A 12,805-nucleotide genomic window follows, 5' to 3' on the forward strand; every position below is an offset into this window, starting at 1 on the left:
TCTTTCGGAAGACAAAAGGAGGCGGTAAATTTTGCTGTTCTTGATAACGGGATTTTTAAGTCTGATTTTCCTGTTGTTCACCACTAGGTACTATCTGTTTGGGGGATTGTCTGTCCTGAGTTTCCTGCTCTATTTTATCTATTATGGGAACGGAAACTGGTTGACGTTGGTGCTCTTTCTTTTCGGGATTTTTTTGTTGTTCGTGGAGGTTTTTGTCCCCGGCTTTGGCCTGATCGGTATTACCGGTTTAGGTCTGATTGCATTGGGGTTATTCCTGAATAGCGAGAATATTTTGGGAAGTATATTGGATATCAGCTTAGCCGTCGTGATTTCCGGCATCGCCACCGCTGTCATGATGAAAAAGGGCTACAAATTATTGCCTGGCCGCGAGAAATTGGTGCTTTCCTCATCATTGGACAGAGAACGCGGCTATTCTGCAAGCAAAGATTATGGGGAGTATCTCGGAAAATCCGGAGTAGCGCGGACGACCTTGAGGCCTTCCGGAAAAGCCGATGTCGAGGGGACAACGCTCGATGTGGTCAGTAGCGGAGCAATCATTTATGAGGGGGCACCGATCAAGGTTGTGCATGTCGAAGGGATTAAAATCATCGTGAAGGAGTTGGATAAAGTATGACTGAAGGGTTGATAGGCATCATTTTTATCGCTTTGTTTGTAATACTGATTTTATCTTTATTTTTCCGTTTTGTACCAGTAGGGCTTTGGATTACGGCCTATTTTTCAGGTGTAAAAGTAAAAATTTCGAATTTAGTGGGGATGCGGCTCCGCCGGGTAGCGCCCTATCTGATTGTGCAGCCGATGATCAAAGCAACAAAAGCGGGGTTGATCATCGACATCAATGAATTGGAGGCACATCACCTGGCAGGCGGAGATATCAATATGGTCATTGATGCGTTGATTGCGGCACAAAGGGCCAACATCGATCTGGGGTTTGAAAAAGCTGCGGCCATTGATTTAGCAGGACGAAATGTATTGGAGGCCGTCAAGATGAGCGTCAATCCAAAAGTCATCGAGACGCCGATTATTGCCGGAGTGGCCATGAACGGTATCGAAGTCAAAGCCAAGGCAAAGGTAACCGTCCGGGCCAATATCGAAAGGCTGGTTGGGGGTGCCGGTGAAGAGACGATCATCGCGCGCGTCGGTGAAGGCATCGTCACAACGGTTGGTTCTGCCAAGATGCATACATCCGTGTTGGAAAATCCGGATTCCATTTCACAGACTATCCTGAAAAAGGGGCTTGATTCCGGAACTGCCTTTGAAATCCTGTCCATTGATATTGCGGACGTGGATGTCGGCCGCAACGTTGGGGCAAAACTGCAGGCGGAACAGGCGGAAGCGGATAAACGTGTCGCCCAGGCAAAAGCTGAAGAAAGAAGAGCCTTTGCTGTTGCTGAGGAGCAGGAAATGATAGCGGAAGTACAGCGCATGCGCGCCAGAGTGGTAGAATCGGAAGCGCAAGTTCCGCTGGCATTGGCGGAAGCTCTACGCGCAGGCAACATCGGCGTGATGGATTACTACAAAATGAAAAACATCAATGCGGATACGGATATGCGGAATTCCATTTCAGAGTTTCCAGCGGATAGAAGTGAATCGGAATGAATACGTTCCCGCTGATTTTGATACTGACCAGCATCATTTTCGCTGCGGTATTCATTTCTTTGCTGATCACCGTCATCAAAAGGATTGCTGCGTTCGCTGAACAGGCAAAAAGCGCTCTCGAGAAACTAAGCGTTTCATCGAAAACACAGACCTTTCAAAAAAGTGGAATTTCCACCGCAAACGCAGATAGAAATAGAAAAGGCAAAGCGATAAACGGCGGCTTTCAGACTGACTCATCCGCAGCGATGATAAAAAGGCTCTCGGAAATGGCTCCCGACCAAATCTATGTTACCCTGAAGGATTCCTTGTCCACAAAAAACAGGCTCGATTTACAGCGCATTTTGTTGACGCGTAATTGGAAACGGGAATTTTTGTCATTCATCAATAGGGAAGAAATGGAAGCCTTACTAAGGAATGGTGCAGCGCCGATTCCCATTTTTGAGGAATCCCCACCGGAAGAGGAGCTGATCGGTGACGATGAGCTTGCGAAAGGATTCACTGCAGTAGTGGCAAACGAAAACGGTGAAGGGAACGGGGAACTGCAACTGGGTACTCCGATTCAGCAAACTGGTGCAGCAAATGCCCCCTTAAAAATCGGCAAAAAGATGGAAAGAAAAACTGCCCAAAAAAGGAAGCAGCTGACACCAAAGCAAAAAATGCTCATGCAAGCAATAATAGCAAAAGAAATAATCGATCGGCCACGATACGATTAAAATAAACGAATCAAGGAGAAGTGAAAATGTCAAGATTGATGGGATTAAATACTTTAGCTTATATGAATAAGCAAGCAGATGGGAAAGTCGACCAAAAAACGTTATTGAAAGAAATCAGCGAACTTGGCTTCACCATCGTAGAAATCAGGAGAGAATATTTGACGGAAATGGATACTGATATAGACGCCATTGCGCAGCAAGCTAAACGATTGCAATTGGACGTATTCTATTCCGTTCCTTCTGAATTATTCATCAAAGGGGCATTGAATGACCACTTGGCAAAATACTTTTCCGAAACGGTTGCTTTGGGCGGAAGACAATTGAAATTGACCCTTGGGGAATTTGAACAACTGACTCCGGAAATAGCGTCTGCTTTAGAAAAATTATTGAAAGAATACCCTGTCCATCTGACGATCGAAAATGATCAGTCCGTTCAAAAAGGAGGTCCCGAGGCCTTAATCAACTTCATTGAACAAGTCAAAGAAAAACAATTGGACATCGGTTTGACCTTTGACACAGGCAATTTTGTCTATATCGGTGTGGATCCAGAAGAGGCGGCCTACAAGCTGAAAGATTTCGTTTCGTACATTCACATAAAAAATGTAAAAGTGACCGATGACGGGGTTGTATTGTCCGGCCTAAAAACAGGGGACATAAACATGAAGACTGTTCTGAATGTTTTTCCCGACAACATTCCTGCTGCCGTCGAATATCCTTGCGGATCAGGCGAAGAGATTCTTTCAAATATCGCAAAAGATTTTGAAGAAATACGCTCTTGGCAATAAAAGCTTTCTTGGAAATGTGGCCGGGACTTCTGTCCTGGCTTCCTTTCTTTCTATAAGCTCTTCCGCTTCCATGCGCTCCCTAAAAATGACGCATAAACGTTTGTCCCGAGGGTTAAACGAATTTCACCGTGTTCTCATTTTTTGCCGGAAATTTTTGAATGAATACCATAGCTGTGGTATACTGGTTGCCGGATATCATTAGGAAAGAAGTGAATACATTGACAGAACCAGCGATTCAATATCGTCTTATAAAAAAAGAAAAACATACCGGGGCGCGACTAGGAGAAATCATCACGCCGCACGGTACATTCCAAACGCCGATGTTTATGCCTGTAGGAACTCTGGCGACAGTGAAGACAATGTCTCCGGAAGAATTGGATGAAATGGGTGCGCAGATCATTTTGAGCAATACGTACCATTTATGGTTGCGTCCTGGATCGGATTTAGTGGAAGAAGCGGGCGGATTGCATAAATTCATGAATTGGGATAAAGGGATTTTGACCGATTCGGGTGGATTCCAGGTGTTCTCATTAAGCGAGAACCGCAAAATAACGGAAGAGGGCGTGCATTTCAGAAACCACCTGAACGGTTCCAAAATGTTCTTGTCGCCAGAAAAAGCGATCCACATCGAAAATCAATTGGGTGCCGATATCATCATGAGCTTCGACGAATGCCCTCCTTATAGCGAAAGCTACGATTACATCAAGGCATCCGTGGAACGGACTACCCGTTGGGCCGAAAGAGGCTTGAAGGCGCATAAAAAACCCAACGAACAAGGCTTATTCGGAATCATCCAAGGGGCCGGCTACAAGGACTTGCGCTTGCAAAGTGCAAAGGAATTGATTTCCTTGGATTTCCCGGGCTATTCCATCGGTGGGCTTTCGGTTGGCGAAACGAAAGAAGAAATGAATGGCGTATTGGATTATCTGACGCCGGTTATGCCGGAAAATAAACCGAGATATTTGATGGGTGTCGGAGCACCGGATTCGTTGATCGACGGCGTCATTCGCGGCATCGATATGTTCGACTGCGTCTTGCCGACCCGCATCGCCCGCAACGGAACCTGCATGACAAGCGGCGGCCGCTTGGTCATCAAAAATGCGAAATATGAGCGCGATTTCCGTCCGTTGGATGAAAAATGCGATTGTTACACATGCCGTAATTACACGCGTGCCTACATCCGTCATCTGTTTAAAGCCGACGAGACGTTCGGGCTTCGTTTGACGACCTATCACAACCTCCATTTCTTGATTAATTTGATGAAAAATGTTCGCCAAGCAATCATGGACGACAATCTGCTTGAATTTAGGGAAGCCTTTGTCGAAGAATATGGCTTTAATAAAGAAAATGCACCGAAGTTTTAGTATTTAGGTGGAAGGATGACCGAAAGTTTGGTAAAGTGATGAGTAGGTAATAATATGCTTCACTAATGGAGGGAAACTCATGGATACACTATTGATGATTGGATTTTATGCTTTATTATTCGGTGTTATGTATTTCATTCTCATTCGCCCGCAAAAGAAACAGGCGAAAAAAACACAGGATATGTTAAACGAAATCAAGCCGGGGGACAAAGTGGTTACAATCGGCGGATTGCATGGCGTTGTTGAAGAAGTTAACACTTCCGATAATACAGTCGTTTTGGACTGTGATGGCATTTTCTTGACTTTCGAAAAACGTGCCATTTCGCGTGTGTCTCAAGTTGCGACGATTACGACCGATGAAGCGATTGTCGAAGATTATTCGGCTACAGAAGAAGCAGAAGAAGAAACGGCTCAAGAAAAACCAAAAGATCAAACAGAAGAAGAATAAGAAACGGTTTCGATAATAGGAAAGGGGGAAGAATGTTTGGCTGAAATAGCGGATGACCTATATGCAAAGTTGGAGCCTTGGTTTGAATTGAAAGTAAAAGAGTTCTCAAAGCAGGGATATGACAACATCCACACTGAGGATATATTCCGTTACTTTACAAATTTTTCATGGAAACATTCTGTCCCCAAACACTATTATCAACAGATTCAAGATATTATGAAGGTCACAGCCAATCATTATTTTGACTTTGTTGCATTGGAAGCGCAAGTATATAAAGTCACTTCATTAGATGAGATGGATTTCGACGACTTTTTATAATTCAATCGAGAAAAGTATCGCAAAAAAGGATTGCAACCTGGAAATCAGATTGCAATCCTTTTTTGTTTCATGACCGCGAAAAGGAACACTTCAGGCAGGTGGAATAGGTCAGTTTCGGAAAAGGCGATCGTTCCTAATCATTAAAGCGAAAAAGCGGTAGCCCTAAGTGTAGGCATTTCCTCGATAAACATGATAAAATGTAAGTGGAATATTTCGGTCCGCGTGATGCTCAGGAGAAAAGCGGGTCAGTAATAAAAAATCGCTGTTGTGTCACCTTCGCGGAGGATAACCATGCCGAACTTCCGGAATGAAGTACTTACTGTTTTGTTGCAGCGGCCAGTCAAAATGCAGCGCCCATATCCATCAACACTAAAAAGGAACGGGGGGAAGAAAATACTGAGACCGGAAAGATGAACGATTCAAAAATCGTTTTCCGCAAAAAGAAAATGTAAGCGCATCCGGCGGATGGGACATCCTTGTCCCGGGATAAAATTTTTGAATGGGCATAAAAAATTAAAAAAAATTTTAAAGGATCACCGAAACCGTCAGCTGCTTAAAAAGAACTAATTTCACAAACTAAAAGCTTTGTAAAACTTGATGTTTCAGAAAAGGTTTGTGAAAGCTCGGTTTAAAGGCGAAGCTGATTGTAATCGCTTACAATTATAAGGAAAAAAAGAAGTGAAAAAAATCACAATAAAACACTTTACAAACATAAAAAGCTGACATATAATAAACATGTGAAAAGGATAACAAACACTTTTAGGAGGGCAACACATGACTAAACAACCTGTAGTTGTAGAGGAGAAAAAAACGATGATTACTGCAAAAGAAGAGATTAGTGCCTTAACAGCAAAAGCACAAAAAGCTTTAACTGCATTTGAAGATTATAACCAAGAACAAGTAGATCACATCGTTCATGAAATGGCTTTAGCAGCTCTTGACCAACATATGCAACTTGCAAAAATGGCGGTAGAAGAAACTGGCCGTGGTGTTTATGAAGATAAATGTATTAAAAATATGTATGCTGCCGAAAACATTTGGCATGTAATCAAGAAAGATAAAACGGTCGGAATCATTGACAACAATGAAGTTGATCAAATCATCAAAGTTGCTGATCCTGTAGGGGTAGTTGCTGGTATCGTACCGACAACAAATCCTACTTCTACAACAATCTTCAAAGCGATGATCTGTATGAAAACAAGAAATCCGATCATCTTTTCTTTCCATCCAAGCGCTGAAAAATGTTCAGTAGCTACAGCAAAAGTTGTTTACGAAGCTGCCATCAAAGCAGGGGCTCCAAAAGATTGTATCCAATGGGTAGACGGTGTGTCCATGGAGAAGACAGCAGAATTGATTAACCATCCAGAAGTGGCTGTTGTATTGGCAACTGGTGGTGCTGCAATGGTAAAAGCTGCTTATTCGACTGGTAAACCAGCATTGGGCGTAGGCCCTGGTAATGTTCCAGCTTACATCGAAAAGAGCGCAAATGTTAAACGTGCAGTAAACGATATCATCGTTTCAAAAACATTCGATAACGGTATGATCTGTGCATCAGAACAAGCCGCAATCGTAGACAGCGAAATCTATGATGAAGTTAAAAAAGAATTCCAAAAACACAATGTCTACTTCGTAAAACCTGAAGAAATGAAGCAAATCGAAGATGTGATGATGAATGAAGCTAAAACTGGCGTCAGACCGAATGTTGTCGGTATGCATGCTCGTAAAATCGCTGAATTGGCAGGCATCAAGGTTCCTGAAAATACTAAAATGATCATCGCTGAATTAGACGGCGTTGGAGCAGAATACCCTCTTTCAAGAGAAAAATTGTCCCCAGTTCTAGCAATGATGAAATCAACTTCAACTGAAGATGGATTTGATCTTTGCAAAAAAATGCTAGATTTAGGCGGATTAGGTCACTCTGCATCAATCCATACGCGTCGCAATGATTTGATCGAAAAATTCGGTAAAGAAATGAAAGCTTGTCGTATCCTAGTGAACTCTCCATCTTCACAAGCTGGTATCGGCGATCTATACAACAACAATATCCCTTCACTGACTTTAGGCTGTGGTTCTTACGGGAAGAATTCAGTTTCTCATAACGTTTCTTCTTTTGACTTATTGAACGTGAAAACAATTGCTAAAAGGAGAAATAACATGCAGTGGATGAAATTACCGGAAAAGATTTTCTTCGAAGAAAATTCAGTTAGATACTTACGTGATATGCGCGACATCGAAAGAGTATTTATCGTTGCTGATGACGGCATGGTGAAACTAGGATATGTGGATGTTGTCATCGAACAATTGAAACAACGCAGCAATAAAATTGCCTACACCGTCTTCTCTGATGTAGAACCAAACCCAACAACCAACACAGTCAACCGTGGTACTGAAAAAATGCGCGACTTCCAACCGGATACAATCATCGCAATCGGTGGTGGTTCACCAATGGATGCTGCCAAAGGAATGTGGTTATTCTACGAACATCCAGAAAGTAATTTCTTCGGCGCAAAACAAAAGTATCTAGATGTGCGTAAACGTGCTTACAAGATCGATCACATGAAAAAAGCGAAAATGATCTGTATCCCTACAACATCCGGTACTGGATCTGAAGTAACACCATTCGCGGTTATTACCGACAGCGAAACACATATCAAATACCCATTGGCAGATTACGCTTTGACGCCGGACGTTGCGATTGTCGATCCACAATTCGTATACAGTGTTCCTAAATCAGTAACGGCTGATACAGGTATGGACGTGTTGACACATGCCATCGAATCTTATGTTTCTGTTTTGGCAAGCGACTACACTAAAGGCTTGAGCTTACAAGCAATCAAACTTGTATTCGAAAACCTTAGAAATTCATACAATTACGGCGATCAAGAATCACGCCAAAAAATGCACAATGCTTCAACAATCGCTGGTATGGCGTTTGCGAATGCTTTCTTGGGTATATCCCACTCGATCGCACACAAAATCGGCGGACAGTGGGACCTGATCCACGGCCGTACAAATGCCATCCTATTGCCGCATATCGTACGCTACAATGCTATCGATCCGCAAAAACATGCAATGTGGGCGAAATATGAATACTTCCGTGCCGATGAAGACTACGCTGATATCGCTCGTATGATTGGCTTAAAAGGAAATACAACTGCAGAACTAGTGGAAGCTTTAGCTGCTGCAATCACAAAATTAGGTGAAGATGTTGGCATCAAGATGAACTTCCGTGAACAAGGAATTACAAAAGAAGTCCTTGATCGCGATGCAGATAAATTAGCTGAATTGGCGTTTGAAGACCAATGTACAACAGCAAATCCAAAACAACCGCTTATCTCTGAATTGAAAGAGATCATCTACGCAGCATACGAAGGATAATAGAAAATAGTTTAGGAAGAAAGACTGGGATTTTTATCCCGGTCTTTTTTGTCCTTTCTTAATAAAATAGACCCCAACAGCTATGCAAAGCGCACATAGCCATCTTTTTCATTCGCCAGATTGTGCATTTTCAGCATGATCGATGGGGAATATAATGGAAGAAGCCATTCTTTCATGTTAGAGGGTATCTTTTAAGCTTGTAAAAACAGGTGGATAAGGTATAATATAATTGATATTTAGGTATACCTAAAAAGGAGGGGCATAAATGACACCTCATAAAGAAGATTATTTAAAAGTAATCGTTGAACTGGGTGGTACCAATGAGTTGGTCAACAACAAACAAATTGGTAAAGCGTTGTCTGTATCGCCGGCATCCGTTACAGAGATGTCGTCAAAATTATTGAAAGAAGGATACATTTCACATATTCCCTATCAAGGTGTACAGATTACGGAAAAGGGACTATTGATTGCGAACAAACTGATCCGGAAGCACCGCCTTTGGGAAGTTTTTCTGGCAGACAAATTAGGGTTTGACTGGACCGAGGTGCATGAGGAAGCGGAGTTGCTGGAGCATGTCTCATCTGATTTCCTGATCGACAGGTTGGATGCTTACTTAGGATTTCCCAAGTATGATCCTCACGGAGGGGTCATCCCTGATAAAGATGGCAGGATCGAAGAATCCGCCAGCCAGCCCATGACGGAATTGTCGGTAGGCAGACGTTTTGTCATCAAAGAGGTCGATGATGACGATCAGGAGTTCCTGGCCTATCTGCTGGAAAAAAATGTTAAGTTGGGTGTTCCGTATTTATTGACTGCCATCGAAGACTATGAAGGTCCGTATACCTTCATAGCGCAAAATCAAGAAAGTTTTCAAATAAGTTATAAAGCAGCGGGGAAGATCTTCGTGCAGTAGTTCTGTTTTGTTTTTGGGGGAGAGGTACTATGCAAATAGGGATGTTAACGTTTAAGGATCCCGAAAATGATACAAGCAGAAAAATCATTCATATCGATATGGACGCCTTTTATGCCTCCGTCGAGGAACGGGACCATCCGGAATATAGCGGGAAGCCGATTGTTATTGCCCATCATCCCCGCGATACCGGCGGGAAGGGGGTCGTCACGACAGCCAATTATGAAGCGCGAAAATTTGGCATCCATTCTGCGATGAGCGCACAAAAAGCATATGAACTTTGTCCGAAAGCGATTTTTATAGCGCCGAGGATGAGCTATTATAAAGCTGTTTCATTGACGATCCGCAGTATTTATTCCCGGTATACAGACATCATCGAGCCGCTGTCGCTTGATGAAGCCTATTTGGATGTGACAAAGAATAAACAAAAAATGAAAAGCGCGACGCTCATCGCACGGAAAATCCAAAGAGAAGTGTGGGAAGAGGTTCATCTGACCTGTTCAGCGGGTGTTTCCTATAACAAATTTATCGCGAAAATCGCTTCCGATTACCGTAAACCAGCCGGGTTGACTGTCGTCACACCTGATAAAGCGCAAAAATTTTTGGAAGTTTTGCCGATCGAAAAATTTTATGGAGTAGGCAAAAAAACAGTCGAAAAAATGAAAAAACTGGAAATTGAAACAGGAAAAGATCTCCTTCGGATGGACCAAATGGATCTGATCAAGCATTTCGGGAAAATGGGGTATGCCTTATATCGCAGAGTCCGCGGGATCGATAACAATCCTGTGGAGGCGGAACGGGAAAGGAAGTCTGTAGGGAAGGAACATACATACAATCCCTTCCTATTGGATGAAGATATCGTCAAAGCCGAATTAGGAAGAATGGCGAATGAAGTGCAGCAATCCTTGCGCGCCAATAAACTCCATGGCAGAGCCGTTGTTTTGAAGATCCGCTATGCCGATTTCGATACGATGACAAGGAGAAAAAGTTTTATCGATTACATAGAGAATGCCGAGGCTATTTTCAATAAGGCTTGGGATCTATGGGAAGAACATGGCATGATAGAACGCGAAGTGCGTTTATTGGGCATCACCATTACACAACTTGATCCTATCCATTACGAAAATATCCAATTGCCTTTATGGGATACAGGCACGTTGTAGTACTGGTGGATAGCAGAAATGAAAACATTTTCTTTTAAAGGGGGATAAAAAGATGTTAGAAACATTCAGTCATTTTAGTCCGGTTTTACAGGCGCTGATTGCAGGCATCTTTACTTGGAGCTGTACCGTCGTCGGGGCATCATTTGTATTCTTTTTTAAGCAGGTGAACCGCAAAGTGTTAGATATCATGAGTGGCTTTGCAGCAGGCGTCATGATTGCCGCGTCATTCTGGTCGTTGCTCGCGCCTTCCATTGCGCATGCCGAAGAAAGCGGCTATGGGAATTTAGCGTGGGTTCCCGCTACCGTAGGCTTTTTGTTGGGTGGGGCTTTCTTGAGGCTGACGGACAGAATCATTCCCCATTTGCATTTGGGCGAGCCGTTGGAAAACAGAGAAGGGCCTCAGACGAAAGCCTCGAAAAGCCTATTGCTTTTCTTGGCAATCACGATTCATAATATTCCGGAAGGATTAGCCGTGGGGGTTGGATTCGGCGCGGTCGCTGCCGGCATATCGACACAAAATACGTTGATGAGCGCCATCGGCTTAGCTTTGGGGATCGGGATCCAAAACATTCCGGAAGGTTCGGCTTTATCCATGCCGATTCGGGCAGACGGGAAAAGCAGATGGAAAGCCTTCAACTATGGGCAAATGTCTGCTTTGGTTGAACCGGTTGCCGCTGTGTTGGGTGCCGCAGCGGTCCTATCCATGAGTGCTTTGTTGCCCTATGCATTATCGTTCGCAGCGGGCGCCATGATTTTCGTAGTGGTTGAAGAACTGATCCCTGAGTCGCAGACAAACGGAAACAGCGATATTGCGACGATGGGTTTGATGGTCGGGTTTGCGGTAATGATGATTTTGGATGTAGCTTTAGGATAATGATCAACCGCTAAGGAGGCTGGGACAAAGGTCCTAGCCTCCTTAGCATTTCCTAACAATAAATCGTAAACGTGTTCTGAATTGCAGACACCACTCCCGTTTTGTCATGTGTCTTGCGATTTCAATCGCTTAGAGACATGATACACTTGGGCGCTTGCGACCACAGTGCTTCCTTTCAGGGTCGTCCACAAAAGAGGTGAACGAAAAGCCAGTTTCTCCAACGTCCGGGTGTCTAAACACAATTCATCGCACTCTGTTTAAACGTGTTCCAAAAAGCAGACCTGAAGTCATTTCACGAATAATGCTCAGACGGTCTGCGACCATCCTCCGCTTATTCGCTCCAGTGATTCGGGTCTAAACGCTTTTTGCCTCACTCTCTTTAATTTTCACACCACTAAGCATATTTTTTTGAATCGACACATTATTTTCCGTTCAAACCACGAATACAGCTAATTTCATTTGTATTATTAAACTGTTTCATGATAGGATAGTAACAGAATGATACAGTTTAAAATACTGAGGCGAATAGGAGGGATAGCGTGAAAATTTCTTTTCATGGACAGTCTTGTGTCCGCATCGAAACAGAAAACGACCGGCAGATTTTGATAGATCCTTTTATAACAGGAAATCCGTTAAGTGATTTGAATCCTGATACAGTTCCTTGCGACGTAATCCTCTTGACGCATGGACATAGCGATCATGTGGGGGATACGGCAAGGATAGCGGAAAGGACGAATCCGCTCATTATTGCGAATGTTGAAATCGCAAGCTACTTTGCCGGGAAAGGTTTCCGGACACATGGCATGCAACCGGGCGGAGGCCATCAGTTTGATTTTGGCTATGTGAAATTGACGCACGCTATACATAGTTCAGCTTATCGCATCGATAAGCTGCCGTTTACGTTGGGGATAGCTGCGGGCATGTTGCTGCATATCGAGAATAAAACCATCTATCATGCGGGCGATACCGCCTTGTTTTCCGACATGAAGCTGATCGGCGAAGATTTCCCGATCGATTTAGCCTTCCTGCCGATAGGCGACAATTATACAATGGGGCCAAAAGATGCAGCGAAAGCGGCAGCGTTTTTAAACGCAAAAAGAGCGGTGCCGATCCATTATGACACTTTTCCATTGATCGCACAGAATCCGACCGATTTCACATCGCTGTTGGATAAGGGTGTCGGGCTTATTTTAAAACCAGGCGAATCCGTTTCGCTTTAAGGACAGGGGAGACAG

The 12,805-nt window shown here is 43.6% G+C and carries 12 protein-coding genes; all 12 read left to right on the plus strand.

Annotated features, from left to right (window positions below; genetic code table 11):
- Positions 1 to 31 precede the first annotated feature (31 nt).
- The 12 genes from BM101_RS03000 to BM101_RS03055 all read left to right on the plus strand — a co-directional run bounded on the left by BM101_RS03000 (position 32) and on the right by BM101_RS03055 (position 12,790).
- Positions 32 to 634, plus strand: a complete 603-nt coding sequence (locus BM101_RS03000) for an NfeD family protein (protein ID WP_177194342.1) — start codon at positions 32 to 34, stop codon at positions 632 to 634.
- On the plus strand, positions 631 to 1,617 hold the full coding sequence (floA, locus tag BM101_RS03005; RefSeq protein WP_087030578.1) for a flotillin-like protein FloA: 987 nt from the start codon (positions 631 to 633) through the stop codon (positions 1,615 to 1,617). Before BM101_RS03000 ends, floA begins: the two co-directional genes overlap by 4 nt.
- Positions 1,614 to 2,330 (plus strand): hypothetical protein, encoded by a 717-nt coding sequence (locus BM101_RS03010; RefSeq protein ID WP_087030581.1) that lies wholly within the window; start codon positions 1,614 to 1,616, stop codon positions 2,328 to 2,330. The genes floA and BM101_RS03010 overlap by 4 nt, the downstream gene beginning before the upstream one ends.
- 26 nt (positions 2,331 to 2,356) lie before the next feature.
- A complete protein-coding gene (locus tag BM101_RS03015) occupies positions 2,357 to 3,115 on the plus strand; it encodes a sugar phosphate isomerase/epimerase family protein (RefSeq protein ID WP_087030584.1) in 759 nt (252 codons plus the stop codon).
- Between the two features lie 218 nt (positions 3,116 to 3,333).
- Positions 3,334 to 4,479, plus strand: a complete 1,146-nt coding sequence (tgt, locus tag BM101_RS03020; RefSeq protein ID WP_087030953.1) for a tRNA guanosine(34) transglycosylase Tgt — start codon at positions 3,334 to 3,336, stop codon at positions 4,477 to 4,479.
- A 79-nt stretch (positions 4,480 to 4,558) separates the two neighbouring features.
- The gene (gene yajC, locus BM101_RS03025) at positions 4,559 to 4,927 is read left to right on the plus strand and encodes a preprotein translocase subunit YajC (protein ID WP_177194343.1); all 369 of its coding nucleotides are present in this window, start codon (positions 4,559 to 4,561) and stop codon (positions 4,925 to 4,927) included.
- A gap of 36 nt (positions 4,928 to 4,963) precedes the next feature.
- A complete protein-coding gene (locus BM101_RS03030; RefSeq protein WP_245825577.1) occupies positions 4,964 to 5,245 on the plus strand; it encodes a post-transcriptional regulator in 282 nt (93 codons plus the stop codon).
- A gap of 774 nt (positions 5,246 to 6,019) precedes the next feature.
- Positions 6,020 to 8,623: a bifunctional acetaldehyde-CoA/alcohol dehydrogenase gene (adhE, locus tag BM101_RS03035; protein ID WP_087030587.1), complete on the plus strand. Its 2,604-nt coding sequence runs from the start codon at positions 6,020 to 6,022 to the stop codon at positions 8,621 to 8,623.
- A gap of 265 nt (positions 8,624 to 8,888) precedes the next feature.
- On the plus strand, positions 8,889 to 9,536 hold the full coding sequence (locus tag BM101_RS03040; protein WP_087030590.1) for a metal-dependent transcriptional regulator: 648 nt from the start codon (positions 8,889 to 8,891) through the stop codon (positions 9,534 to 9,536).
- A gap of 29 nt (positions 9,537 to 9,565) precedes the next feature.
- The gene (gene dinB, locus BM101_RS03045) at positions 9,566 to 10,696 is read left to right on the plus strand and encodes a DNA polymerase IV (RefSeq protein ID WP_087030593.1); all 1,131 of its coding nucleotides are present in this window, start codon (positions 9,566 to 9,568) and stop codon (positions 10,694 to 10,696) included.
- 52 nt (positions 10,697 to 10,748) lie between these two features.
- Positions 10,749 to 11,570, plus strand: a complete 822-nt coding sequence (locus BM101_RS03050; RefSeq protein ID WP_087030596.1) for a ZIP family metal transporter — start codon at positions 10,749 to 10,751, stop codon at positions 11,568 to 11,570.
- 539 nt (positions 11,571 to 12,109) lie between these two features.
- Positions 12,110 to 12,790, plus strand: a complete 681-nt coding sequence (locus tag BM101_RS03055; RefSeq protein ID WP_087030598.1) for a metal-dependent hydrolase — start codon at positions 12,110 to 12,112, stop codon at positions 12,788 to 12,790.
- The last annotated feature ends 15 nt before the right edge of the window (positions 12,791 to 12,805 follow it).

It is taken from the genome of Trichococcus palustris, from assembly GCF_900114465.1.
Classification (GTDB): Bacteria; Bacillota; Bacilli; order Lactobacillales; family Aerococcaceae; genus Trichococcus; species Trichococcus palustris.